The sequence below is a fragment of the Kitasatospora sp. NPDC059812 genome (genome assembly GCF_042732075.1).
Lineage (GTDB): Bacteria > Actinomycetota > Actinomycetes > Streptomycetales > Streptomycetaceae > Kitasatospora.
The window spans coordinates 59,000-82,110 of the sequence record NZ_JBHWIO010000015.1 but is presented as its reverse complement, the minus strand read 5'-3'; the positions used below and the strand labels follow the sequence as shown (position 1 = coordinate 82,110).

The window sequence follows — 23,111 nt, the reverse complement described above, 5'->3', positions numbered from 1 at the left end:
TCAAGGTTGACCAGCAGCATGGCCAGGTCGATCCGGGCCGTCGGGCAGCCACCCGCGCAGGTAGCCGTCCAGGAACGTGCCCAGCTCGCCCATCCCCTCCTCCTCGCGTGCCAGATCGCCCACGCCAACAACCGCAAACTCACCGGCTGGCTCGACACCCTCCCCACCGACACCCACCCCGCCCGGCGCCGACCCTCAAACCGAAACAGGACGTTCAGTACGCGGCCTACCGGATCGTCCAGGAGGCACTGACCAACGCCCACAAGCACGTTCCGGACGCCGAAGTGGACGTCACCGTCGAGGTCAACCCGGACACACTGCGCATCGCCATCGTCAATTCCGCGGGCGGACCGCCCCAGACGCTGTTGTTGCCCTCCGGCGGCCACGGCCTCGACGGCATGCGCACCCACGCCTCCACCTCGACCGCGCTGGCCACCCTCACCGACCAGGAGCGCGCGGTGCTGGACCTGCTCGCCGAGGGCCTGCCCAACACCGCCATCGCCCAGCGCCTCGGCCTGGCTGTCTCCACGGTCAAGACCTACGCGAGCCGGATCAACACCAAGCTCGGCGTCACCAGTCGGCTCCAGGCCGCACTGCTGTTCCGACGGTCAGGGCAGGCTGAGGACGGAGTGGCCCCTGGCTGCGGGGGATTGCCTCCCGCAGCCAGGCGCACGTAGACGGGGGCGACCTGCTCCTAGCCGGGGAATCCGCGCTGCCGGATCTCCTCGAAGAGGCGGCGGGCGACGTGCAGCCCCGTGCGCACGGCTGGTCGATTATGGACGCTCTTGTCGAAACTTGGGCGGACGGTCGCCACGGGCGCGAGCTCATGCCGGTTGCGGATCTGGTCGGCCTTCTCCGACTTGACCGATTCGGGCTGAGGGCCGGGGTGGAACAGGCCGGTCGGCGTCCCCGTGTAGAGGGCATCGCGGTTCTCGCAGCCGCCGCGCAGCTCACCGTCCAGGACGGCGGCCATCTCGCCGGTGGCTTCGGCACGGCTCGTGAACGAGCAGCCCCAACAGGACGTAGTCGTCCACCTGCCTGATGTTCTCCGGCTACCACGGTTCGCGGAAGCTCCGCGAACTCTACGGGCCCGATCAGCCCGCGAGGGAGCGGTCGTTGGCGGCGGCGTCCGCGATTCCGGCGCGGAGGAGCTGGTGGCCGAGGTCGATCAGGGCGCGGGCGGCGGCGTACTCGTCGCCGATCTCGGGGACGAGCGGGTCGTGCGGGTTACGGCGGGCGGTGGTGCGGGACTCCAGGGTGTTGTCGCCGGTGTCGAGGACGGCGTGGACCTTGGTGGTGTCACCTTCCTCGAAGAGGTCGAGGCGCAGGCTCCACCGCTTGGTGCGTATCGGAGTCGTGGTGTTCGTGCTCATGTCCGGTCCTCTCGGGGCCGGGCGGGCTCGGGCCCGCCCGGCCGGTCAGGTCAACCGCCCCGCGTGATCTCGATCGTGCGAGCGGGCTTTTCGGTCGCGCCGATCGGTGCGCGGACGGTCAGGACGATGCGGCCGGTGTCCGGCAGGACCTCGGGAGTGAAGCGGGACACCGCGATGGTGCGTCCGCTGGTGGTGTGCATCAGCTGCCGGGTGGCGGTGCGGGAGTCGTCGGTCAGCACGGCCCGTGCCTCCGGTACTCAGGGCCCGGCACGATGAACCGGACCTCTCCTGTCCAGCAGACTGCCGCCGGGTGCGAGACAGCAGGGCTGTTCGGCCCTCCGGTGGGCCCTATCTGCGGGGGCCGGCGTGGACCTGTCCGACGAGGCCGGACGCATCGGTGAGCATCGGTGCCCGCTCGGTCGTGAGACCAGGGCCGTAGGACCCTCGCCCGGCGCCACCGACCCGACGGATGCTCGAAGTACCGGCGCTCCCCGCCGGGAGCTGGGAGCTGGGAGCTGGGAGCTGGGAGCTGGGAGCTGGGAGTGAATCATCATGACCACCGAAACCGCCCTCACCATCGCGGACCTGCATCTGCTGGCCGAAGCCGGAGGCCTGGCGCCCTCGCTGCACAACAGCCAGCCCTGGCGCTTCCGCCCCACGTCCGACCGGCTCGGGCTGGAGGTCCACGCCGACCTGAGCCGGGCCGTCCAGGCTGCCGACCCGGACCTTCGGGCGCTGCACATCTCGATCGGCGCTGCCCTGTTCAATCTGCGCGTGGCCGCCGCGCACCTCGGCCGCGAGGCCGCCGTCCGGCTGCTGCCGTCCGGCGAAGGCGCGCAACCGTGTGCCGTGCTCGACCTCTCCACGCAGGCCCGCACACGGCAGCCCTTCGGTGCCGACCTCTACCCGGCCATTGCCGGGCGCCACTCCAGCCGGCAGCCGTTCACCAACCGGGACGTCCCCGAGGCACTGGTCGCCGACCTCATCTCGGCAGCCCGGGACGAAGGCGTCACGCTCACCGTGCTGGAGGAGGACGGGGTGCGTCGCGTGCTCGCCCTCACCTCCGAGGCCGAGGCCGCGATGGCCGCCGACGTCACCCGCGAGGCCGAGACCCGCCGCTGGCTACGGCTGGAGCCCTCCTACGACGGCATCCCGCTCGCCGCCCTCGGCTCGCACGACCGCGACGCCCGCGTCCCGATGCGCGGCTACGCCGGACACCCGCCGCGTCATGCCACCCCAGCCGAACGCTTCGAGGCGCTGCCGCAACTGGCCACCCTCACCACCCACCTCGACGGCCAGGCCGACTGGCTGCGCACCGGACAGGCCATGGAACGGGTCTGGCTGCTCGCCACCGACCACGGCCTGCGTGCCTCCGTCCTGCACCAGGCCGTGGAGATCCCCGACACCCGCTGGCGTCTGCGCGATACGGACGAGGGGCCCGGGTACGTCCAACTGGTGCTGCGCCTCGGCTACGGCCCGCCCGGTGTGGCCAGCCCGCGTCGGCGGGTCGAGGACATCCTGGACCCGTCGGAGGAGTAGTCGGATGTCCGCCGGCCCGTCTTTTCAGGGGGAGACGGGCCGTATGGCGTGGCGTCGAGGGAGCGAGGGAGGGGGTTGGGGAACCGTGCAGGCGTGCACGCTCAGCCGGGCGGGCTCGCGAGCGTGGTCATCGCGGGATCCGTTCCACCTACTCGGGTGCGACGGTCGGAGGGCCGTCGGGGCGGATGACCCGGCCGCTGATCCCGGTGGGCCGGATGCGCATCCAGGTGTCCCGGGTACCGCCCGCCCAGGGGTGGGGGTCGGCGTGCCGCTTGAACCAGCTCAGGGCCTCCTCGTCGGAGACGAGTGAGACGGTCCCGTTCACGTGCACGCTCCAGCCGTGGTCCTCATGGCGATCTCCCTGTTCAGGCCGGTTCGCTGTTCGGGACGATCACCAGAGGGACGGTGCAGCGGTGCACCAAGGCGCGGCCGGTGGAGCCGAACAGCAGGTCGCGGAAGCCGCCGAGGCCCCGGCTGCCGATGACCAGGCAGCGGGCCCGGGTGGCGACGGCCGCCAGCATCGGGGCGGGAGAGCCGGTGAGCACCTCACGCCGTACCCGGATGTCCGGGTACTTCTCCTGCCAGCCGGCCAGCGCCTCGGACAGGTCCACCAGGGACTCCTCGACCAGGTCCGGTTGTGCGGCGTCGGCGGGGCGGCGGATCTCCACGGCCTGCACGTCGGCCCCGGCCAACGAGGCCTCCTCGAAGGCGAAGCCGATCGCGGCCCGGGAGGACTCCGAGCCGTCCACTCCGACCACGACGGGGCCGGGACCGGAGACGCCGTCGGGCGGCTCCGGGACGAGGGCGATCGGACAGTGCAGGTGTCCGACCAGGGAGGCGCCCTTGGACCCGATGGGCAGCGCGGAGTGCGCCTCGGTGAGCCGACGGATGCCGAGGACGAGTTGCGCGGCCTCGTCGGCTGCTTCGCGCAGCACCCGGACCGGGCGGCCCTCGGCGAGCCGGGGGGTGATCTCCAGCCCGGGGTGGCGTTCGGAGGCCAGCAACCGGGCGGTGTCCAGCAGCGTGTCGCCGGCGGCGCGGAAGCCGATCGTCCACCGGTCCCCATCGGGCCGGCCGGTGGGCCATTCCTGGGCGTGCAGGGGCTGGAGCGGCAGGCCGCGCCAGACGGCCTCGTCCGCCGCCCAGCGCACGGCCCAGCGGCTCGCCTCGGAGCGATCGATGCCCACGATCACGGGGCGACGGGTTTCGAAGCCGTTCATCGCGGTCTCCTTTCGGCCCTGGCCGGCGCCGTCACCGGCTCTGCGGGAGCCTTGACCACCCTCATCGTCGTGCGCTGTCGTGCACGTAGGGGAGGGCCGGTCGGGCCCGGCGACGCGGGCCGGTGGGCCCCGATGCCTTCGAGGAGGCGGTCCTCCGCGACCGGGGCCGCCCGCCGCCAGACCTCGGCTGCGAGCCGATCGCGCCGCGCGCATGGCGCCACGGTTGTCGGGGCCCGGTCCGCCTTCGCCTACTCCGGGACGAGCACCGCGACCCCGGTCACGCGGTCCGCGGCGAGGTCGGCGAGGGCCGCGTCGGCGTTCCGCAGCGGGTAGCGGCGTACGTGGACCACCGGGCGGGTCCGGGTGGCCTCGGCCAGGTAGGCCTGTCCGTCGGCCCGGGTGTTGGCGGTGACGCTGCGCAGCGTGCGTTCCTGGAAGAGGTGCCGCTGGTAGTTCAGTGGCGGGATGTCGCTGAGGTGGATGCCGGCCACCGCGAGCGTGCCGCCCCGGTCCAGCGCCGCGAGCGCGACCGGCACCAGCTCGCCGGCCGGGGCGAAGAGGACGGCCGCGTGCAGCGGCTCGGGGGGCGGGTCGTACGAGTCGCCGGCGAACTCGGCGCCGAGCTCCAGCGCCAGCCGTCGGGCCGCCGCACCCCGGGTGAACGCGGCCACCCGCGCGCCCCGGGCGAGGGCGAGCTGGGCGGTCAGGTGCGCGGACGCGCCGAAGCCGTAGATGCCCAGGAGCCCGCCCGGCGGCAGCTCGGCCCGCTCCAGCGCCCGGTAGCCGATGATCCCGGCGCACAGCAGCGGGGCGAGCTCCTCGGCGGGCGGCCCTTCGGGCAGGCGGTAGGCGAAACGGGCGTCCGCGACCACATGGCGGGCGTAGCCGCCGTGCCGGTCCCAGCCGGTGTAGCGCGAATCCGGGCAGAGGTTCTCCCGCCCCGTCCGGCAGTACCCGCAGCTGCCGCAGGTCCGGGCCAGCCAGGCCACCCCGGCGCGGTCCCCGACCGTGAACTCCTCGACCGCGGGACCGACCGCCCGCACCCGCCCGACCACCTCGTGCCCTGGCGTGCACCGCGCCACCCGGGGAGCGAGATCCCCCTCCGCCAGGTGCAGGTCCGTACGGCACACCCCGCACGCCTCCACCTCCACCAGGATCTCCCGCGATCCGGGCGCGGACAGCGGCCGCCGCTCCCACACCAACGGCCCCGGGCCCGCCCTACCCACCGGCCCCGGCTGCGCCACGACCCAGGCCTCGGTCTCTCCCGGTGCTTCTTCGGTGTTCATCGCTGCCTCGCGTGTTGTGGCCCCTCGCTTCAGGATCATCCCGGCCGAGCAGCCGCGCACACTGCGATCCTGTCCCTACCTCCATGGCGTACCACTGTGGGCGGGCTGTACAGGGGCCGGACGGCCCCGGCCCTGGGGCCCGCCGGTCCAAGCGGCGGGTACCCGATAGCCGGTGTGCTGGGGAATGCAGACGCAGCGGAGGGCCGGCGCTGCACGGAGGTGAACGAAATGAACGGCATCGACCGGACGACGGACGAGCGGCGGATCGTCGTCGGCGTGGACGGCTCGCGTCCGTCCCGAGCAGCGCTGCGCTGGGCTCTGGGGGAGGCCCGGCTGACCGGCGCGGTCGTGGAGGCGGTGACCAGCTGGGATGAGCCGGGTGTCTACGGACGGGGCATCACGGTGTCCCCGGAGGAGTCCGACGCCGTCGCCGGGTCGGAGCTCGCCGAGGTGGTGATGCGGGAGACGGGCCGGTGCCCGGGGGCCGTCGTGCGGCAGCGGGTGGAGCACGGCAGTGCCGGCGAGGTCCTGGTGAAGCTCTCTGCGGGGGCCGCACTGCTGGTGGTCGGCAGCCGAGGCCTCGGCGGCTTCGTCGGCGCGCTGCTCGGCTCGGTCTCCCGGTACTGCGTCCGGTACGCCCGCTGCCCCGTGGTCCTCGTCCGCGGCGACTTCACGGCCGGCCCGGCCGGGGACGAGCGACCTGCAGCGAAGGACCCCTCGGGCCCGACACCAGGGCCGTCAGGCCCTCGGGAGGCGGAAGCGGGCTCGGCAGACTGATCTGCGAGGGCACATGCCACCCCGGCACGGAGGAGGCGCGCCATGTCCGTCGCAGCCACCACACACAGCCACCCGGCCCCGCGCACGTCGCTGCGCCAGCACGTCCGGCGGGCCGTCGGTCTGGACCTCAATCCGCTCTGCCGCCCGGTGGACCGGACGTACAGCCGGTTGGTGGCCGCGCTGGCATTGACGGTGCTCGCCACGCTCGTGGTGGCTCTGGTGGCGGCGCTCCTGGTGTTCGGTGCGGGGACGCACACCGCGCAGCAGGTCGTCCGGCACCGGCACGTCGTCACCGCCGTCACCACGGGTCCGGCCCAGTCGGACGACCTGCGGGAGGGGAGCCCGCGGGCGCATGCTCCGGCCCGCTGGACGTACCCGGCCGGGCCGGGTGGCGGGACCATCCCGGTGCCGGATGGCACGCCGGCCGGGACGGCCGTTGTGGTCGGGCTGAACGACGCCGGGAACCCGGTCGGCGCCCCCAAGGAGGTCGCGGGGATCCTGTCGGACGCCGCTCTGGTGGGCCTGGGTACGGTCTTCGTGCTCGGGCTGGCTGCGGAGGGCGGCTTCGCGCTGTGCCGCCACCGGCTGGAACAGCGGGCGGAGGACGGCTGGGGGTCAGCCTGGGAGCAGGTGGAACCGGGTTGGTCCGGGCGGCGGTGAAGGCCGCTGTCAGAGGGCGAGTCAGGCTCATCAGCAGAACCACCAGTCACATCATCACTGTCAGAGGTGGAAGCGGCGGGCCTCGCCCGGTCGGATCACGGCTTGTGTGCCGCGCAGCCGGATCAGGACCGGCTCTTGGCGGTCCTCGCGCAGGCTCACCGTGACCGTGCGGCGGTCGACGGTGATGGTGAGGCCCCAGTGGCCGCGGTAACGCAGGTCGAGGTCCAGCCGGCCGAGGGCGGAGGGCAGGTGCGGGTCGAGCCAGAGGGCGTCCTCGCGGACCTCCAGACCGGTGTAGCAGCGCTGCAGCAGGTCGACCGCGCCCGCCATCGCGCCCAGGTGGACGCCCTCCGCCGTGGTGCCGCGCTGGCTGTCCCGCAGGTCGGCCGCCAGGGTGTCGCGGAAGTACCGCCAGGACGCGCGGCGGTCGGAGCGGGTGAGCACCCAGGCGTGCACCACGGAGCTGAGCGTCGAGCCGTGGACGGTGCGCCGCAGGTAGTAGTCCGTGGTGCGGCGGAGCAGCTCGTGGCCGGCGGGGTAGCCCAGGCGCCGTAGCAGGTCGCGGACCTCGCGGGCGGAGAACAGGTACCAGAGCATCAGGGTGTCGGCCTGTTTGGACGCCTTGTAGTGGTTGACCGTGTCGCCCTCGGCCTCCAGGATGCGGTCGAGCCGACGCAGGTCGGGGTAACGGCGCCGGTAGGCCGCCCAGTCGAGCTCTGCCAGCTGCTGGTAGCCGTCGAACTGGCTGAGGACGCCTTCGTGGAACGGGATGTGGAGGTGACGGCCGACCTCCTGCCAGCGGTCCAGCTCCAAGGCGTCGAGGGAGAGGCGCTCCAGCAGCTCCTCGCGCCGGTAGCCGGGCAGGACGTCCAGCGCGTCCTGGGCCCGGGCCAGCGCCCACGAGGCCATGAGGCTGGTGTAGGCGTTGTCGTCCAGACCTGGCCGGTCGGTCCCGGGGTAGGCGTCGTGGTACTCGTCGGGGCCGAGCACACCGCGGATCGACCAGCGCCCGCGTCCCCGGTCGTAGCTGGCGGCGGAGGACCAGAACCGGGCGATCTCCAGCAGCGTCTCGGCGCCCGCCGAGGCGAGGAAGTCCCGGTCCCCGGTGGCCTGGTAGTACTGCCACACGTTGTAGGCGACCGCGGAACCGACGTGCCGCTGGAGGTGGCTGTGGTCGGGGAGCCAGCGGCCGGACAGCGGGTTCAGATGGAGCTGCTGGGATTCCTCGCGGCCGTCGCTCGCGCTCTGCCACGGGTACATCGCCCCGCGCAGGCCGATCCGGTGGGCCTCCTGGCGGGCGGCGTTCAGGCGGCGGTGGCGGTAGCGGAGTACGGCGCGGGCGAGTTCGGGGAAGCGCAGGTTGAGCAGCCGCAGGACGAACAGCTCGTCCCAGAAGACGTGCCCTCGGTACGCCTCGCCGTGTAGTCCGCGGGCCGGGACGCCGACGTCCAGGTCGATCGAGTGCTCGGAGTAGGTCTGGAGCAGGTGGAACAGGTTCAGGTGCAGCGGACCGGTCCCGTCGAAGTCGGCCTCGATCCGGCAGCGGCGCCACAACTCGGCCCAGCGTACGGTGTGTTCGACCAGCAGGTCGTCGAAGCTCCCGGCCTCGGCGGCGAGCAGCCGGGAGGCGTGCAGCGGGGTCTCGATCGCCCGGTCGCGGGAGGTGTGCAGCGCCACGGTCTTCTCCACCGTGACCGGTCGGCCGCGTTGGACCTGCACGGTGAGGACGTGGGCCGCCCAGCCGTCGCGGCACTCGGCCGTCACCTCGGCCCGGTGCGCCCTGGTCCGGGCACAGAGGGCGATCCGAAGGGGAGAGCCTGCCGCGGCGGCCTCAAGCCAGAGCAGCCCGTCTCCCTCCACGCCTTGGCCGAACGAGGCGAAGTGGCGCTCGGCCAGTCCGCCGTAGCGGGCGACGCCGGTGTTGGCGACGTCGCCGTCCAGCGCCGAGCGGACTTCCAGCGCACCCGACCAGTTCTCCGGGGTGTACGTGCTCTCCAAGGCGAGCAGGTGCGGTCGGGCCTGGCTGGCGAGGCGGCGCTGGACCAACCGGGTCCGCCGCCCCTGGTCGTCGACCACGAGGGCGGTGCGGGTCAGCAGACCCCGGCGCAGGTCCAGCTCCACGGTCTGCTCGGCGGGCGGGCCGGCGAACCAGGCGCCGCCGACCGGGCGGAAGGTCAGCGGCAGCCAGTTCGGGCAGTTGACCAGGTCCTCGTTGGTCACCACCCGCCCCGCGACCGTCGACTCGGCCCGGTCGTAACAGCCCGCCAGGTACGTCCCCGGGTAGCGCACCCCGTCGGCGACCGCCTCCGGCGCGGCACCCCGGCTGACCAGGTAGCCGTTGCCGACCGCGCACAGCACCTCCCGCAGCCCCTCCTCGGCCGGGTCGAAGCCCCGGTGGCGAAGGGTCCAGGGATCGGGCATGACGGGGTACCCCGCCGGTGTGTCGGTTGCCACGACGAGACCTCCGCTGCCGACCGGCCTGACCCCAGTCTGCGCAACACCCGACCGGCCCGCCCCTCGGACGGCGCACGGCCGGGCCGCCGGTCGGCCGGGCGGGCGGGGCCGGTCGGCCCTCCCGTGGCCGTGGCCGGGCGTGGAGGCTGGAGGAGACCGATCGGCGAGGGCCGAGGAGACGCGCCATGTCCACCGTTCATCCGCCGCGCAGTACCGCCGAGGCGCTGCTGGCCGACGGCACCACCGTCGGGATCCGCCCACTCGACCCGCAGGACCACCAGGCGGTGCTCGACCTGCACACCACCGGGATGTCCGAGGAGAGCCGTCGGATGCGGTTCTTCGGGGTCAGCCGCACCGCGCCGGGGCAGACCGCCGACCGGCTGTGCGGGCCGCCGCGCCCCGGCCTGCTGGCGCTCGGCGCCTGGGCGGGGGAGGAACTGGTGGGCGAGGCGGACTGCGAACTGCTGGACGACCCGCCGGAGACGGCGGAGCTGGCGCTCGCGGTGGCCGACCCCTGGCACGGCCGAGGTGTCGCCACCCTGCTCCTGGAACACCTCGTGCACGCCGCCCGGGCGGCAGGCATCCGCGCCTTCGAAGCCGACACCCTGTTCGGCAACCGCGCGGTGCACAAGGTCTTCGCCGACCTCGGCCTGCCCGTCCAGCGCCGCTTCGCCCAGGGCGAGGTCAGGCTCCGGGTCCCGCTGGAGGAGACGGACGAGCGTTACCGCCTGGCGGTCGACGACCGCGGGCGCCGGGCCGACCTGGCGAGCCTGACGGCGTTGCTGCGCCCGGCCTCGGTCGCGGTGGTCGGGGCGTCCCGCCGGGAGGGGTCGGTCGGGCGGACCGTCCTCGGAAAGATCCGGCAGGGCGGCTTCGCCGGACCGGTCTGGGCGGTCAACCCGCACACGGACGAGGTCGGCGGCGAGCGCGCGTACCCGTCCGTCGGCGCGCTGCCCGCCGTGCCGGACCTCGCCGTGCTGGCCGTGCCCGCCGCCGCGGTCCCGGGGGTGGCCGAGGAGTGCGGCGCCGCCGGGGTCCGGGCGCTGGTGGTGCTCACCTCCGGGCTCTCGGCGGAGGAGGCCCGGCGGCTGATGGGTGCCTGCCGCCGACACAGCATCCGGCTGGTCGGGCCCAACAGCCTGGGCATGGCCCAGACAGACCCCGCCGTCCGGCTGGACGCCGAGTTCGGCGGCGCCTTTCCCCGGCCCGGTACCGCTGGGGTGGCCGTGCAGAGCGGCGGCGTGGGGATCGCGCTGCTGTCGCGGCTGGCCTGGCTGGGCATCGGAGTGTCGAGCTTCGTGTCGCTCGGCGACAAGTACGACGTCAGCGGCAACGACCTGCTCCAGTGGTGGGAGGCGGACGGTCGCACCGACCTCGCGCTGCTCCACCTGGAGTCCTTCGGCAGCCCGCGCGCCTTCGCCCGTACCGCCCGCCGCGTGACCCGGACCGTCCCGGTGCTCACCGTCGACGCCGGACGCTCGACGGCCGGCCGCCGGGGTGCGGCCTCGCACACTGCGGCGGCCGCCACTCCCACCGTGACCAGGGAGGCGCTGTTCCGGCAGGCGGGTATCACGGCCACCCGGAGCATCGAGGAACTCGTCGAGGCCGCCGCCCTGTTGCACGCCCAGCCGCTGCCCGCTCCGCGCGGGGCGGTCGCTGTGGTGTCCAATGCGGGCGGTATCGGCATCCTGGCCGCGGACGCCTGCGCCGACGCCGGCCTGACGCTGCCCGAACTCCCTGCGGAACTGGGGGAACTGCTTCCGTCCGGAGCCTGCGTCCGCAACCCGGTGGACACCACGGCGGCGGTGCGTCCGACCGAACTCGCCCTTTTCCTGCGTGCGTTGGAGCGCGAGGAGGCCGTCGACGCGATTCTGGTGTGCCTGGCACCGACGGCTCTGTGTGACACCCCCGCGCACGAACCGGTGCGCGCCCTGCTGGAGGGCCCGGCCCGGCGCCGCGTCTCGGTCGCCGCCGTGCTCCTCGACCAGCAGGTGCCCGTCCGCTACCGCGGTTGCGCCGACGGCGGCATGCTGCCGGCCTACTCCGACAGCCTTGCCGCAGCCCGGGCCCTCGCCCACGCCCGGGACCGCGCCCGGTGGCTCGCCGAAGCCCCCTCCGCACCCGCCGAAGCCCCGGACTGCGACCGGCGCGCCGCCCGCAGTCTGATCGACGGCTACCTCGCCGCGTACCCCGAGGGAGGCTGGCTCGACCCGCTGTCCACCGCCGACCTGCTGGAGGCGTACGGGCTGCCGCTGACCGTCTCGGTGTGGGCCCGGGACGAACACATGGCCTCCGTCGCCGCCACTGGTCTGCGCCGGCTCGGGCACGAGGGGAAGGTGGCCATGAAGGCGTACTGGCCCGGCCAGGTGCACAAGAGCGCGCTGGGTGCCGTCCGCACCGGCCTGGCCGCCGATGCCGAAGTGCGCTGCGCCTACCGCGAGTTCGCCCAGAATTTCGGTCCCGAACTGGCCGGGGCGGTGATCCAGCCGATGGCGGCGCCCGGGGTGGAACTGCTCGCCGGCGTGGTCCAGGACCAGGTCTTCGGCCCGCTCGTCGTCCTCGGGATGGGTGGCACCGCCGCCGACGTCCTGGCCGACCGGACGGCCCGGCTCGCCCCGCTGAGCGAGCGCGACCTGACCGCCATGGTCGCCGAACTGCGCAGCGCACCCCTCCTTTTGGGAAATGGCGGGGCGCCTCCCGTCGACCTCGCGGCGGTACGGTCCGTCCTGGCCCGGCTGTCCCGGCTCGCCGACGACTTCCCGGAGCTCGTCGAGGCCGACCTCAACCCCGTCATCCTCCGCCCCGACGGCGCGGTCTGCGTGGACGCCCGGGTCCGCCTCGAACGCAGGCCGTCCTTCGACCCCTACCTGCGGCGGCTGCGCTGGCCGGCGGCCGCCGAGGGGGAGTGAGCACCATGAAGCACAGCATCCCGACGGCACGTCGGCCGACACCTTCCCGGCCTCCGGTTCTGCGCGGCCGCGGACTGCCGTTGGGCGGCCTCGAAGGCGTGGACGAGCCGTAAGTCCGCCCGTCGGCGGAAGGCCTCGTCGACGGCCCAGTCGACTGCGGCCCGGCTCCGGGTCGACGGGTCCACACCCACGACGACGAATCGGTTCATCGGCGGCACCTCCGCACCGCGTCGATCTGCCCCGCCCTTCAGGCTGTGCCGCTCACCGGATCAGCACCCGTTCGCCCGAGCGCGGCACCACGGCGGTCCAGCCGAGCTCGCGGTCGATGCGGTCGCGCAGCGCCTCCGAGCCCTCCGGCTCGCCGTGGACGAGGTAGACCGTGCTGGGTGGCGGCGCCGGGCGCAGCCACTCGATGAAGGACGGGATGACGACGGTGCCGCCTCGGGCGAGGGTGCGCTCCAGTGCCTGGGAGAACCACTCGCGGGCGGCCGTCTCGTCGTGGTGCCGGTGGCCGTAGGTGGACTCCATCAGCAGGACGTCGGCGCCGGTGAAGGGCTCGGGCGGGCGTAGGAGCGGGATCCTGCCGCAGCCGTTCTCGCCTTCGCGCGGAAGACCGCCACGAACTGGGACGTCCCACTGAGGGTCGTCTACGCGTGGACGCCGCTCGCGCCTGGTGCCCGATCGCCGTCCCGCGTGACTGACACGGGTGCGCCAGGTGGCGTGGACGCGCAGAATCGGTGGAGTCACCGCCCGCGCACCCCAGGGAGCAGGCCATGGACACGCCCCAGCCCGTCCGGGTGTTCCTACTCGACGACCACGAGGTCGTCCGGCGCGGCGTCCGCGACCTCCTGGAGGCCGAGCCGGACCTCGCAGTCGTCGGCGAGGCCGGCAGCTGCGCCCAAGCCCTCGCCCGGGTGCCGGCGCTGCGCCCGGACGTCGCCGTGCTCGACGTACGGCTCCCGGACGGCGACGGTGTCACCGTCTGCCGCGAACTCCGGGACCGGATGCCCGACCTGGTCTGCCTGATGCTGACGTCCTTCGATGACGACGACGCCCTGCTCGACGCGATCATGGCTGGAGCGGCCGGCTACGTACTGAAACAGGTCAAGGGCGCCGACCTGGTCAGCGCGGTGCGTACGGTGGCCTCGGGCCAGTCCATGCTCGACCCGGCCACCACCCACCAGCTGATGGAGAGCCTGCGCCACCACCAGGAGAGCGGGACCGACGCGGCCCTCGCCGGGCTCACGCCCCGCGAACGGGAGATCCTCGCCCTCGTCGGGGAGGGCAAGACCAACCGCCAGATCGGCCAGGAGCTCTACCTGGCCGAGAAGACCGTGAAGAACCACGTCTCGCGCCTGCTCGCCAAGCTCGGGGTCGAGCGCCGCCTCCAGGCCGCTGTTCTCGCCGCCCACGCCGAGTCGCCCGAGCAGCATCACCAGCGTCCGCACTGAGGTTCCGGTGCCCGGGTGGGCCAGGAGATTGAGCCGAACGGCCCAAGTGCCGCCCCGGGCCCCGGCCGCACGGTGGAGTTGGAACCCGCCCACCCACGGAGGCGGTCATGACCACCCTCGCCCTCGATGTCGCCGCACTGGAGAAGCTCGTCTCCGCAGCGGTCGCCGCACCCTCGATCCACAACAGCCAGCCCTGGCGCTTCCGCCTCCAGCCGGCCACCTCGACCCTGGAGGTCCGGGCCGACCGGAGTCGGGCCGTCCCCGCCGCCGATCCGCAGGGCCGGGCCCTGTACATCTCGGTCGGCGCGGCCGTCCTCAACCTGCGGGTCGCTGCCCGGCACCTCGGCTGGGCACCCGAGGTGCGCCTGCTGCCCGATCCGGCCGAGCCGGATCTGCTCGCCGCCGTCCGGTTGGACGCCCCGTCCGCCGCGCCCGTTCCGGGCACCGAGCGACTGTACGAGGCGATCTGGCACCGACACTCCATCCGTACGCCGTTCACCGGCGAACCCGTCCCGCCGGCCGTCCTCGACGAACTGGCCACCGCCGCCCGGTCCGAGGACGCCATGCTCCACCTGCCCGACCTCGCGGAGACCACCCGGCTGCTCCACCTCACCGCCGAGGCCGAGCGCCGCAACATCACCGACGAGGCCCAGCGCGCCGAGAGCCGCAGCTGGATCCGTACGGGCGACGCACCGCCCTACGGCATCCCGGTCGGTGCACTCGGCCCGCAGGACCTCGCCGGCCACCTGCCGATGCGCGACTTCACCGCGATCCGCGCCTCCGAGCACCAGGCCCCCGCCTTCTTCGAACGCGAGCCGTGCATCGCCGTCCTGACAACCGGGCACGACACCCCCGAGGACTGGCTGCGAGCCGGCCTCGCCCTGGAACACGTCCTGCTCGCCGCCACCGTCCACGGCGTCCGAGCCTCCCTGCTGCACCAGGCCATGGAGTGGCCCTACCTGCGCCGGGAAGCCCGTGACCCCCACCGGCGTCCCGGCTACGTCCAGATCCTGATCCGCCTCGGCTACGGCCCTGAGGGGCCCTCGACGCCTCGGCTGGAGGCCGGTGACGTGTTGGACCCGGAGCCTTAGGGCTGCGAGAGGGGCACTCTCCACACCAGACCGGTGCCGCCTTCAGGACGGGAACAGGCGGTGAAGGTGCCGCCCAGCGAGGTGGCGCGGTCGGCGAGATTGGTGAGCCCGCTGCGGCGACCGTTTTCGGGAAGGCCTACTCCGTCGTCGGTGACCACGATCGTCAGCTCCTGGTCGGCGTCCACCGAGATCTCCACGGCGCCCGCCCGGGAGTGGCGGGCGGCGTTGGACAGGGCCTCCTCCAGGACCGCGACGGCGGCGTCCGCGATCTCGGTGGGGACGACGACGTCGAGCAAGCCGCTCATCCTCAGAGCGGGGGCGAAACCGAGGGCGCGGGCAGCGCGTTCGACGACGTCGACGAGCCGGGCACGCAGCCCGCTCGCTGCCGGGCCGCTCTGGCGCAGACGCAGGCCGAAGATGGTGGCCCGGATGGTCCTCGCGGTCTCGTCCAGGTCGTCGATGGCCCGCAGGACACGGTCGGTCGCCTCGGGGTGCTCGATGAAGCGGGTGGCGCCCTGGAGGGTCATGCCGGTGGCGAAGAGGCGTTGGATGGCCAGGTCATGCAGGTCTCGGGCGATTCGGTCGCGTTCCTGCAACAACGCGATCTGCTCGGAGTCGCGGCGCCGCTCGGCGAGTTCCATCGCGACCGCGGCCTGGGCGGCGAAGCCCAGCAGCGGCCCGGACTCGCCTTCGTCGAACAGCGCTGCGCCGGCCGCCCGGGCCAGCAGCAACACACCCCTGATCCCGCGCTCGGCCGTGCCGACCGGCACCGCCACCGCCGGGCCCAGTCCCCTCCAACGCGGTGGTCCGGCGGTGATCCGAGGATCCTTCTGGACATCGGGACTCACCACGAGGCCGCCGGTGCGGAAGGCCGCGCCCATGAACGTGCCCTCGACCGGCAGCACCAGACCGCGGTGTGCCCGGTCGCCGAGGCCGATGGCGATCCGCACCTCCAACTCCCCGACATCCGGCCGCGGCACAGCCACGACGGCGAGATCCGCGCCGGCGATCTCGGCGGCCCGGGCGAGCAGCAGGTCCAGCACCTCCTGCTCCCCGCTGCCCGACAGCAGGCTGCTGGTGACCTCCGCACTCGCCTCCAACCAGCGCTGCCGCCGGCGTGCCCGGGCATAGAGACGGGCATTGTCGATGGCCACACCGGCGGCGACGGCGAGGGTGGCGAGCACCGACTCGTCCTCGGCGTCGAAATCGCCGCCGCCACGCTTCTCGGTCAGGTAGAGGTTGCCGAACACCTTGCCCCGGATCCGGATCGGCACCCCCAGGAAGGACCGCATCGGTGGGTGGTTGGCCGGAAAACCGTAAGAGGCCGGGTGGTCCGCGATACGGGAGAGCCGCAGCGCTTCAGGGCGGCGGATCAGCTCGCCGAGGATGCCGTGCCCGGACGGTAGCGAGCCGATCAGCTTGACCTGGTCGTCCGTGACCCCGACCGGGATGAACTGGGACAGCCGCTGGTCCTCGCCGATCACACCGAGCGCGCCGTACTCGGCGTCCACCAGGGTGACCGCCGCCTCCACGATGTGCTGCAGGGCCTCGGTCAGCTCCAGGTCGCGCCCGACCGCCAGCACCGCCTCCAACAGGTTGTGCACCCGGTCGCGGGTACCGCGGGCGGCGTCCAACCGGGCCTGGAGCTCCTCCAGGAGCTCGTCCAGCCGTAGCTTCGGCACGGGGTCGGGACTCTCCGACGCACTGCTCAAGGGATCCTCCGTGGCTCGCCCTCGGTGCCCACTGACCAGCGTAGGCGCGCCGGCTGCGGCGCGTCAGGCGCAAGGGGGCCCATCGGCCCAGTGGGAGCACCCCATCGGACCCCTGGCGGCGGGTACGACCGCGGGGAACGCTGGAAGAACGAGCGGAAGCGCCCGGCTCCGCCCTCCGAGAGGAGTGACCGCAGCATGAAAGCGCTCACCTACCACGGACCCGACCGTCGCACCTGGGGCAACGTCCCCGACCCGGCCGTTCGAGCCCCGGAGGACGCCGTTGTGAGGGTGGACGCGGTCACCATCTGCGGCGCCGACACGGCGCTGACCGTGGCCGAGGCCGCCCCGGAGGCCGTCCGCGAGCTGAGCCGGGACGGGCTCGGCGTGGATGTCGCGATCGAGGCGGTCGGCGTCCCCGAGACCTTCGAACTGTGCACCCGCCTGGTGCGCCCCGGCGGTCGGGTGGCCAATGTGGGCGTGCACGGCAAGCCGGCGGTGCTCCACCTGGAGGACCTGTGGCTCCGGAACGTCACCATCACCACCGGCCTGGTGGACTCGTACAGCACCCCGTTGCTGCTCGACACGCTCGCCGTCGGCCGCCTGGACGTGGGTGGCCTGGTCACCCACCGCTTCGGCCTCGACGAGATGCAGGACGCCTACGACGTCTTCGCCGACGCCGCCGACACCGGGGCGCTCAAGGTCGTGCTCTTCCGGACGTGACCTCCCATGTACGGAGGAGTTGAAATGATGACCAGTCGTACCGACCCGGGCGACATCGCCCGCCGGATCGTCCAGCGGTGCGACCAACTCGGCATGAGTGAACGGATGCTCGCCCACCGGGCCGCCATGTCGCCCTCCTATCTGCGGCAACTCCTGCAATCGGGGCCGGAGTTCGACCCGCCCGGGCTCGTCCGGATCGCCGCCGTGCTCGGGATGACCTGGCCGGAGCTGCTCTCGGGCCGGCGCCCCGACGCCCCACCGGGGCAGGACGACGCCGATCCGCGCCCCCTGCTGCTCCATCTGACCGAGCCGCAGTGCTGGGAGTTGCTCGGTACCCACGGTGTCGGCCGCATCGGCCTGCCCGGCGCCACGGCCCCCGTCGTGCTCCCGGTCAACTACGTGGTGGACGCCAGGACGATCGCCTACCGTACAGCTCCCCGAGGCGCCGCCGCCCCGAAGGACGGCGCACCCGTCTCGTTCGAGGTGGACCACATCGACGACCATCGGAGCCGTGGCTGGAGCGTCCTCATCCTCGGCGAGGCCCATCACGCCGACACTCCGGACGAGGAGCAGCGGCTCTCGACCCTCCCGGGCGCCACCCCGTGGGCCGGCGGTTCCCGCCCGCTGTGGGTGCGCGTCCAGCCGGTCGGCGTCACCGGCCGCCGGATCGGCACCGGGTGAACGTGCCCCTGTACAGGGGCACGTTGACGTATGCAGAACAGAAGGCGGCACGGCGGCAGCGGATCGGGCCGCAGTCCGAGCCGTTCGAGCAGGTGGGGCGGGGCATCGGCGATGATGCGTCGGCAGACACGGTCTTCCACTCGGATCACGGGACGTGGAGAAGTCCATGATCTTGGAAGCTGTGCCTGCTTCCGATCCCAGAGCCACCTGCCCCACGGGCCGTCACGAACCTGACGCCAGGCGGCTACGCCGAAGCTCTGGGTTGCCTCGTCGTATTCGCTTGCAGTCAGGCAGGTTGGAAGGATGCGAGCATTTTCTGGCTGGCGTCCGGCGACGCCAGCATCTCCTGCATGTCCGCGGACTGTCGGCCGACAGCGCCGGTGCGGTCGAACATCTCGCGTTCGTACTCCTCGACGGCGGCGGGGTGGTCGTCCGGGTGGGCGGCCAGTGCGAGGCCGAGCAGGGCGCCGTCGAGCATCGCCATGTTGGCGCCCTGCCCTACCGGGGGCATCAGGTGGGCGGCGTCGCCCAGGAGGGTGACGCCTGGGGTCGAGGGCCAGGTCAGGCCGACCGGGCCGTACCTGGAGCGCACCTTCGCCACGGGCCGATTCCCCGCGCTGGCCACGGTCGTCCGCGACGGTCCTCACCTGGACGCCGATCAGACCTTCCGGACCGGCCTCGACTTCCTCCTCGACGGCATCGAAGCCCGCATCTCAAGCTGACACGCGGCTGAGGGACCGGACGAGCGCCACCCGTGGCACCAGGTTGGCACTGACGCATTGCGACGACGCAACCTCATCAATGCGCCTGATCAATGCGCCTGGAAATTGGGCGGATCACTATGAACCGGGCGCCGAGCGACTACACCGAAGCCTGGGTCTTGCGCGGCGTTGGTGCTGGCCCAGGCTTGTTGGGTGGTGTGGATTTCCTACTTGTGGGCTGAACTGGGCGGCTGGGCATGAATCGGGTGGCGATGATCATGCGGCGGAGTCTGGTGACCATGTCGCACAGTGAAAGGTCCTCCTGTTCGGTCCGGGTGATGTCCAGAGTTGCGGCGATGTTCTTTCTGGCGTGAGCGGACGCGGGCTGTGGCGGCTCATCGAGCTGCGATCGTGGCCAGATGCTGGTGAAGTCGTCGGGCGTCGTGGCTGCTGCCGATCCTGTCGGCGTAGGCGGCAGACCCGACGCCACTGGCGGGGCCCGTCGCCAAACGCCGGCGGAGCACGACCGCGTCATGGCCGACGCCGACCCGCGCGGGTACGTCCGCCGGCAGTACCGGCTCTGGTGGGACGTCAGGTCGTAGGGGCCGCCCCCGGCTCCAGCAGCTGATCCAGCACCCGGCCGAAGACCAGGCGCCCGGCGCGGGCCACGAGCGGGTCGAGCAGCGCGGGCAGGCGCGCGACCCGGAGTTCCTCCGTCCAGGTCACCTCGGACCAGGCGGCCTCCCCGGTCTCCCCGGTGTCCTGGCCGGGGGCCCGCACGCGCAACTCGGCCCAGCCGAGCACCAGTCGGCCGCGCTTCTCCAGCCGGCACAGCCCGTCGCGCCCGGCCTCGGGGGCGGTCAGGCCGACGATCTCCATCGGGTCGTCGAACCGGAACGGCCCGATGGCCGTCCGGGCCAGGATGGCGTCCCCCGCCCGCCCGCCGCCGCCCCGCACCACGGTGACCCGGGTGAACGGCACCCGGTCCCCGTGCCGGGGCCAGGCGGTCAGCCGCTCCCAGCAGACGGCCGGGGGCAGGGGCGAACGGCGGGTCAGGACGAAGCGGGCCATGCCTCACCCTAGGGCGTGTCTGACCATTCCCGCCGGGCGTGCGGTGTCTGGGCACGCACCTCGCCGCGTTGTCGTCAGTCGCCGATACTTCGCATGGACTCCCTCCTCCGCCTTGCGATGCACGCACCCAGACGCCGCACGCTGATCCGACGCGAATGGTCGGACACGCCCTGCTCCCGCGGGCAGGGCGTCACGGCGGGGGCGGGCCGGCGAGGAGGGGGGCCAGGGCGAACAGGTCGGACGGGGCGGCGTCGTCGGGGAGCAGGACGACCAGCGGGGGGCGGGCCGGCGGGCCGAGTCGGGCGACCTCGTAGGCGGTGACGCCGCTGCCGTGCGCGGCGACCAGGGCGACCGGGGCCGGGGACTCCAGCAGCGGGGCGAGGACCGGGCGGTAGGCGGCCGGTGACGGCGGGCCGGCGGCCGGGCGGAGCACGCCGAGGGCCTGCGGTCCCGGCCAGCCGCGTGCGGTGCCGGGGTAGCGGGTGTGCGGGGCGTCGGGCGGGGGCAGCAGCAGCACCCAGCCCGCGCCCGGGCGGGCGGCCCGGCGCAGCACCTCCAGCCGGACGGCCGGGCCGTCCGTCGGTGCGTCCGCCGGCGCGTCCGGGCCCGGCGGGTGGTCGGCGGGCCCGCCGGGCCGGGGCGCCGGGTGTCCGGCGAGGGTGGAGCGCAGCACTTCGGAGGTGCTGAGGCCGCTCGGCAGGTCGGGGAAGGTGCGCAGCAGGTGGGCGCTCTGGCTGAGGAGTTCGACGGCGTCCCGGTCGGCGAGCAGGGCGCGGTCGTGGGTGGTGGTGAGGACGAGCCCGCCGGTGGCGTCGTAGTGGGCGGCGAGGGTGATCGGGTACGAGGTGAAGGTGCCGGCCGGTACGGGGTTCTCCACGTGGATGCCGTGCGCGGCCAGGTCGGTCTCCAGCCGCAGGTGGTGCGGGGCGGTCGGCTGGTGTTCCAGGACGACCAGGCTGTGCGGCCGCTGCCCGCGCGGGGTGGCGCTCCAGCGGTGGGCCTGTCCGGGCGAGACCCACTCGTAGGCGGCGAGGTCGAGCACGTCGTCGCGCAGGGCGGCGAGCAGTTGCGGCACCGTCGTGCTCGGGTGGACCCGGACGGAGATCGGCAGCGGGTTGCGCAGCGCGCCGGGCAGTCGGTCGATGCCGTCCAGCGGGATGCCCCGCCCGGAGACCGTCACGGCGAAGCCGACCCGTACCGCCCGGGCCGGTGGGCGCTGCTCGTGGGACTGCGCCGCGCGGTAGAGCAGCAGCGCCCAGGCGGCCTGGAGGGCGCTGCTCTCGCCCGCCCCCCAGGTGGCCGCCCAGCCGCGCAGCCGGACCGCCTCGTACGGGGTGAGCCGGCGCCGGGCGCGTCCGCTGCCGTGCCGGGCCGGGTCGGGGGCGAGCGGGAGGACGGCGCTGGCGGCGGTCCGGGTGGCCCAGAACTGCCGGGCGGCGTCGCTTTCCTGGGCGTCGAGCCAGCGGGCGTGGTCGCGGACGTCGGGGCGGCGCTCGCCGCCGGGCAGGACGCCGCCGGTCAGGTAGGCGCGGTAGAAGGCCTGGAGGAGCAGCCGCACGCTCCAGCCGTCGAGCATCGCGTGGTGGTAGGTGAGCAGGACCCGGGTGGCCGGTCCGTCGTCCTGGTCCTGTGGGCCGGTGTCGAGCAGGGTGGCGCGCAGCAGGGCGGGTCGGCGCAGGTCGAAGCCGCGGTGCCGGTCGGCTTCCAGGAGGTCGTCCCAGCCGATCGCGCCGTGCGGGTGCCGGGTGACGTCGGGGACGGCGCGTTCGTGCAGCACCATCCAGGGGTCGCCGGCGGTGTCGTCCCAGTCGAAGGCGGCGCGCAGCACCGTCTCGTGGTCGAACACGGACTGCCAGGCGGCGGTGAACCGGTTGGTGTCCAGCGGCCCGTGCCAGTTCCAGGACAGCTGTTCGACGTGTCGCCCGCCGTGGTCGGCGCGCCCGATGACCTGGCGCAGCATCTCCCGTTGCAGCGCGCTGGTCGGCACGGTGACGGGCTCCGGCGGGTGCGCCAGTGCCTCCCGCAGCCGCTCCACGAGTTCGGCGGCGCGCGCGGACGGTCCGGCGGCGATGCCGACGAACAGGCGCCGGAGGCCGCCCTGGCGGTCCTCGACCAGGACGGCGCGCAGCCGTGCTCCACCGGCGAGGGCGCGTCCGAGGTCGGCCAGGACCCGGTCGAGCCCGTCGGGGCCGTCCACCGTGCGCTCCCAGAGCGCGTCCGACCGGCCCTGGGGCGTGGGACGGGCCCCGTCTGCTGCCCCGCCTTCCGGTGCGACGGCGCGCAGGGCGGCGCGCAGCACGTCGGCCTCGTACGTCTGCTGCAGTTCGACCAGCAGGAACTCCGGGGGCCGGTCGGCCCCGCGCGGCTGCGGCGGCCGCCACCGGCGGGTGGCGGTACGGGCCAGCGCGGCGTTGACCGCGCCGGTGTCGAGCCGTCTCGGCGGGCGGGCGGCGGGCAGGCAGGGCTCGGGCGACGGGGCGCCGGCCACCAGCAGGGTGACGGGTGCGCTGGAGAAGTGACGGTTCGTCATCGCTGATCAGCGGGCACCGGAGCCCGGTTCCTTCCCGTGGGCCGGCCAGGGTTGCGCCGGGGTTACTGGGTGGCGAGGCCGCCGCAGACGTTCAGTGCCTGGGCGGTGATGCTGGCGGCGGTCGGGGAGGTGAGGTAGCCGGCCAGCGAGGCGACCTCCTCCGGGGTGGTGTAGCGGCCGAGCGGGATGTGCGTCTGGAAGTGCTGGTGGATGGTCTCGGGGGTGGTGTTGTAGGCGGTGGCGTACTCGTGGTGGATCCGGGTGGTGTGCGGGGTGTTCACGTAGCCCGGGCAGATGGCGTTGACGGTGGTGCCGGTCGGGGCCAGTTCCTTGGCGAGTGCCCGGGTGAAGCCGATCACGGCGTGCTTGCTCGCGGTGTACGGGGCGCCGAGGGTGACGGCCTGCTTCCCGGCGGTGGAGGCGATGTTGATGATCCGCGGGTGCGCGGTGCCGGTGAGGTGGCCGTGTTTGAGGGTCTCCCGGGTGACGAGGAAGACGGCGTTCAGGTTGGTGTCGATGACGTCGTACCAGAGGTCGTCCGTGGTGGTGGCGATCGGCCCGCCGCCGGTGCGGCCGGCGTTGTTGACCAGCACGGTGATCGGACCGTGCTCGGCCACCACGTGCCGGATCAGCGCGCTGACCTGGGTGGGGTCGCGCACGTCGCAGGTGGTGCCGTCGGCCTGGTGGCCCTCGCCGCGCAGGGTGGCCAGCGCCTCGGTGATGTGCGGGCCGGTGCGGGCGCAAATGAAGAGGCGGTGGCCGCGGCTGCCGAGCTCGCGGGCGATGGCGAGGCCGATCCCGCGGGTGCCGCCGGTGATCAGGGCGAGGGGTTGCTCGGGTGCGGTGGTCATGGCGGGTCCTGGGGGTGAGGGCGGGCTGGGAGCTCGGGCCGGTGGTGGGTGGTCGGTGGTCGGGGGTCGGTGGGGTGGTCGGGGC

22 protein-coding genes and 2 pseudogenes are annotated in these 23,111 nt (G+C 73.6%); 10 read left to right on the top strand and 14 right to left on the bottom strand.

Translation table 11 applies throughout. The features are described from left to right. Window positions 1-284 precede the first annotated feature (284 nt). Window positions 285-677 (top strand): response regulator transcription factor, encoded by a 393-nt coding sequence (locus tag ACFV6D_RS11030; protein WP_380559283.1) that lies wholly within the window; start codon window positions 285-287, stop codon window positions 675-677. A 17-nt stretch (window positions 678-694) separates the two neighbouring features. Here ACFV6D_RS11030 and ACFV6D_RS11025 read toward each other — a convergent pair whose 3' ends face one another. The 3 genes from ACFV6D_RS11025 to ACFV6D_RS11015 all read right to left on the bottom strand — a co-directional run bounded on the left by ACFV6D_RS11025 (window position 695) and on the right by ACFV6D_RS11015 (window position 1,612). Continuing rightward, entirely contained in the window at window positions 695-973 is a 279-nt protein-coding gene (locus ACFV6D_RS11025; protein WP_380559282.1) for a hypothetical protein, read from the bottom strand. Window positions 974-1,094: 121 nt separating this feature from the next. After that, a complete protein-coding gene (locus tag ACFV6D_RS11020) occupies window positions 1,095-1,373 on the bottom strand; it encodes a dsRBD fold-containing protein (RefSeq protein WP_079135306.1) in 279 nt (92 codons plus the stop codon). Between the two features lie 50 nt (window positions 1,374-1,423). After that, window positions 1,424-1,612: a hypothetical protein gene (locus tag ACFV6D_RS11015; RefSeq protein WP_380559280.1), complete on the bottom strand. Its 189-nt coding sequence runs from the start codon at window positions 1,610-1,612 to the stop codon at window positions 1,424-1,426. A gap of 313 nt (window positions 1,613-1,925) precedes the next feature. Here ACFV6D_RS11015 and ACFV6D_RS11010 point away from each other — a divergent pair, with 313 nt between their 5' ends. Beyond that, window positions 1,926-2,912, top strand: coding sequence for an Acg family FMN-binding oxidoreductase (locus ACFV6D_RS11010; RefSeq protein ID WP_380559278.1), 987 nt, complete (start codon window positions 1,926-1,928; stop codon window positions 2,910-2,912). 148 nt (window positions 2,913-3,060) lie between these two features. Here ACFV6D_RS11010 and ACFV6D_RS11005 read toward each other — a convergent pair whose 3' ends face one another. The 3 genes from ACFV6D_RS11005 to ACFV6D_RS10995 all read right to left on the bottom strand — a co-directional run bounded on the left by ACFV6D_RS11005 (window position 3,061) and on the right by ACFV6D_RS10995 (window position 5,418). Continuing rightward, window positions 3,061-3,237, bottom strand: a complete 177-nt coding sequence (locus ACFV6D_RS11005; protein ID WP_380559276.1) for a hypothetical protein — start codon at window positions 3,235-3,237, stop codon at window positions 3,061-3,063. A 40-nt stretch (window positions 3,238-3,277) separates the two neighbouring features. After that, a complete protein-coding gene (locus ACFV6D_RS11000; RefSeq protein ID WP_380559274.1) occupies window positions 3,278-4,132 on the bottom strand; it encodes a universal stress protein in 855 nt (284 codons plus the stop codon). A gap of 248 nt (window positions 4,133-4,380) precedes the next feature. After that, window positions 4,381-5,418 carry a zinc-dependent alcohol dehydrogenase family protein gene (locus tag ACFV6D_RS10995; RefSeq protein WP_380559272.1) on the bottom strand — a complete coding sequence of 346 codons (1,038 nt, stop codon included), beginning with the start codon at window positions 5,416-5,418 and terminating at the stop codon, window positions 4,381-4,383. Between the two features lie 228 nt (window positions 5,419-5,646). On the opposite strand from ACFV6D_RS10995, the gene ACFV6D_RS10990 reads away from it, so the two are divergent. Continuing rightward, window positions 5,647-6,195, top strand: coding sequence for a universal stress protein (locus ACFV6D_RS10990; RefSeq protein WP_380423146.1), 549 nt, complete (start codon window positions 5,647-5,649; stop codon window positions 6,193-6,195). 42 nt (window positions 6,196-6,237) lie between these two features. Then, window positions 6,238-6,855, top strand: coding sequence for a hypothetical protein (locus tag ACFV6D_RS10985; RefSeq protein ID WP_380559270.1), 618 nt, complete (start codon window positions 6,238-6,240; stop codon window positions 6,853-6,855). Window positions 6,856-6,915: 60 nt separating this feature from the next. Here the strand turns inward: ACFV6D_RS10985 and ACFV6D_RS10980 are convergent, their stop codons facing one another. Continuing rightward, complete coding sequence (locus ACFV6D_RS10980) at window positions 6,916-9,276, bottom strand: glycoside hydrolase family 65 protein (protein ID WP_380559268.1); 2,361 nt, start codon at window positions 9,274-9,276, stop codon at window positions 6,916-6,918. Between the two features lie 218 nt (window positions 9,277-9,494). On the opposite strand from ACFV6D_RS10980, the gene ACFV6D_RS10975 reads away from it, so the two are divergent. Next, entirely contained in the window at window positions 9,495-12,218 is a 2,724-nt protein-coding gene (locus tag ACFV6D_RS10975) for a GNAT family N-acetyltransferase (protein ID WP_380559266.1), read from the top strand. Here ACFV6D_RS10975 and ACFV6D_RS10970 read toward each other — a convergent pair. Both ACFV6D_RS10970 and ACFV6D_RS10965 read right to left on the bottom strand, forming a co-directional pair. Then, complete coding sequence (locus ACFV6D_RS10970; RefSeq protein ID WP_380423142.1) at window positions 12,173-12,427, bottom strand: universal stress protein; 255 nt, start codon at window positions 12,425-12,427, stop codon at window positions 12,173-12,175. The genes ACFV6D_RS10975 and ACFV6D_RS10970 overlap by 46 nt on opposite strands. Before the next feature lie 52 nt (window positions 12,428-12,479). Further along, window positions 12,480-12,746 carry an MBL fold metallo-hydrolase RNA specificity domain-containing protein gene (locus ACFV6D_RS10965; protein ID WP_063345864.1) on the bottom strand — a complete coding sequence of 89 codons (267 nt, stop codon included), beginning with the start codon at window positions 12,744-12,746 and terminating at the stop codon, window positions 12,480-12,482. 245 nt (window positions 12,747-12,991) lie between these two features. On the opposite strand from ACFV6D_RS10965, the gene ACFV6D_RS10960 reads away from it, so the two are divergent. Beyond that, the gene (locus ACFV6D_RS10960) at window positions 12,992-13,669 is read left to right on the top strand and encodes a response regulator (RefSeq protein ID WP_380559264.1); all 678 of its coding nucleotides are present in this window, start codon (window positions 12,992-12,994) and stop codon (window positions 13,667-13,669) included. Window positions 13,670-13,776: 107 nt separating this feature from the next. Then, window positions 13,777-14,760 (top strand): Acg family FMN-binding oxidoreductase, encoded by a 984-nt coding sequence (locus tag ACFV6D_RS10955; protein ID WP_380423141.1) that lies wholly within the window; start codon window positions 13,777-13,779, stop codon window positions 14,758-14,760. On the opposite strand, the gene ACFV6D_RS10950 is transcribed toward ACFV6D_RS10955, so the two are convergent. After that, the gene (locus ACFV6D_RS10950; protein ID WP_380559262.1) at window positions 14,757-16,442 is read right to left on the bottom strand and encodes a GAF domain-containing sensor histidine kinase; all 1,686 of its coding nucleotides are present in this window, start codon (window positions 16,440-16,442) and stop codon (window positions 14,757-14,759) included. The two genes, ACFV6D_RS10955 and ACFV6D_RS10950, sit on opposite strands and share 4 nt — an antisense overlap. Window positions 16,443-16,757: 315 nt before the next feature. Between ACFV6D_RS10950 and ACFV6D_RS10945 the strand changes: the two are divergent. Both ACFV6D_RS10945 and ACFV6D_RS10940 read left to right on the top strand, forming a co-directional pair. Further along, window positions 16,758-17,192: pseudogene (locus ACFV6D_RS10945) on the top strand (zinc-binding dehydrogenase); the annotation flags it as partial. A 24-nt stretch (window positions 17,193-17,216) separates the two neighbouring features. Continuing rightward, window positions 17,217-17,873, top strand: coding sequence for a helix-turn-helix domain-containing protein (locus ACFV6D_RS10940; RefSeq protein WP_380559260.1), 657 nt, complete (start codon window positions 17,217-17,219; stop codon window positions 17,871-17,873). A 286-nt stretch (window positions 17,874-18,159) separates the two neighbouring features. On the opposite strand, the pseudogene ACFV6D_RS10935 reads toward ACFV6D_RS10940, so the two are convergent. After that, a pseudogene (locus ACFV6D_RS10935) lies at window positions 18,160-18,447 on the bottom strand (FAD-dependent oxidoreductase); the annotation flags it as partial. On the opposite strand from ACFV6D_RS10935, the gene ACFV6D_RS10930 reads away from it, so the two are divergent. Further along, the gene (locus tag ACFV6D_RS10930; RefSeq protein WP_063345857.1) at window positions 18,356-18,595 is read left to right on the top strand and encodes a TetR/AcrR family transcriptional regulator C-terminal domain-containing protein; all 240 of its coding nucleotides are present in this window, start codon (window positions 18,356-18,358) and stop codon (window positions 18,593-18,595) included. The pseudogene ACFV6D_RS10935 and the gene ACFV6D_RS10930 overlap by 92 nt on opposite strands. 570 nt (window positions 18,596-19,165) lie before the next feature. On the opposite strand, the gene ACFV6D_RS10925 is transcribed toward ACFV6D_RS10930, so the two are convergent. From ACFV6D_RS10925 to ACFV6D_RS10915, 3 genes are all read right to left on the bottom strand, one after another. Beyond that, complete coding sequence (locus tag ACFV6D_RS10925) at window positions 19,166-19,645, bottom strand: SRPBCC family protein (RefSeq protein ID WP_380559258.1); 480 nt, start codon at window positions 19,643-19,645, stop codon at window positions 19,166-19,168. Between the two features lie 190 nt (window positions 19,646-19,835). Next, window positions 19,836-22,175, bottom strand: coding sequence for a condensation domain-containing protein (locus ACFV6D_RS10920; protein ID WP_380559256.1), 2,340 nt, complete (start codon window positions 22,173-22,175; stop codon window positions 19,836-19,838). 62 nt (window positions 22,176-22,237) lie between these two features. Then, window positions 22,238-23,026 (bottom strand): SDR family NAD(P)-dependent oxidoreductase, encoded by a 789-nt coding sequence (locus ACFV6D_RS10915; protein WP_063345853.1) that lies wholly within the window; start codon window positions 23,024-23,026, stop codon window positions 22,238-22,240. Between the last annotated feature and the right edge of the window lie 85 nt (window positions 23,027-23,111).

Coding starts and splice junctions, on each gene's coding strand:
- ACFV6D_RS11025 (WP_380559282.1), bottom strand. CDS start 973: ATGGCCGCCGTCCTGGACGGTGAGCTGCGCGGCGGCTGCGAGAACCGC.
- ACFV6D_RS11020 (WP_079135306.1), bottom strand. CDS start 1,373: ATGAGCACGAACACCACGACTCCGATACGCACCAAGCGGTGGAGCCTG.
- ACFV6D_RS11010 (WP_380559278.1), top strand. CDS start 1,926: ATGACCACCGAAACCGCCCTCACCATCGCGGACCTGCATCTGCTGGCC.
- ACFV6D_RS11000 (WP_380559274.1), bottom strand. CDS start 4,132: ATGAACGGCTTCGAAACCCGTCGCCCCGTGATCGTGGGCATCGATCGC.
- ACFV6D_RS10995 (WP_380559272.1), bottom strand. CDS start 5,418: ATGAACACCGAAGAAGCACCGGGAGAGACCGAGGCCTGGGTCGTGGCG.
- ACFV6D_RS10990 (WP_380423146.1), top strand. CDS start 5,647: ATGAACGGCATCGACCGGACGACGGACGAGCGGCGGATCGTCGTCGGC.
- ACFV6D_RS10985 (WP_380559270.1), top strand. CDS start 6,238: ATGTCCGTCGCAGCCACCACACACAGCCACCCGGCCCCGCGCACGTCG.
- ACFV6D_RS10980 (WP_380559268.1), bottom strand. CDS start 9,276: ATGCCCGATCCCTGGACCCTTCGCCACCGGGGCTTCGACCCGGCCGAG.
- ACFV6D_RS10975 (WP_380559266.1), top strand. CDS start 9,495: ATGTCCACCGTTCATCCGCCGCGCAGTACCGCCGAGGCGCTGCTGGCC.
- ACFV6D_RS10970 (WP_380423142.1), bottom strand. CDS start 12,427: ATGAACCGATTCGTCGTCGTGGGTGTGGACCCGTCGACCCGGAGCCGG.
- ACFV6D_RS10965 (WP_063345864.1), bottom strand. CDS start 12,746: ATGGAGTCCACCTACGGCCACCGGCACCACGACGAGACGGCCGCCCGC.
- ACFV6D_RS10960 (WP_380559264.1), top strand. CDS start 12,992: ATGGACACGCCCCAGCCCGTCCGGGTGTTCCTACTCGACGACCACGAG.
- ACFV6D_RS10955 (WP_380423141.1), top strand. CDS start 13,777: ATGACCACCCTCGCCCTCGATGTCGCCGCACTGGAGAAGCTCGTCTCC.
- ACFV6D_RS10940 (WP_380559260.1), top strand. CDS start 17,217: ATGATGACCAGTCGTACCGACCCGGGCGACATCGCCCGCCGGATCGTC.
- ACFV6D_RS10930 (WP_063345857.1), top strand. CDS start 18,356: ATGTTGGCGCCCTGCCCTACCGGGGGCATCAGGTGGGCGGCGTCGCCC.
- ACFV6D_RS10925 (WP_380559258.1), bottom strand. CDS start 19,645: ATGGCCCGCTTCGTCCTGACCCGCCGTTCGCCCCTGCCCCCGGCCGTC.
- ACFV6D_RS10920 (WP_380559256.1), bottom strand. CDS start 22,175: ATGACGAACCGTCACTTCTCCAGCGCACCCGTCACCCTGCTGGTGGCC.
- ACFV6D_RS10915 (WP_063345853.1), bottom strand. CDS start 23,026: ATGACCACCGCACCCGAGCAACCCCTCGCCCTGATCACCGGCGGCACC.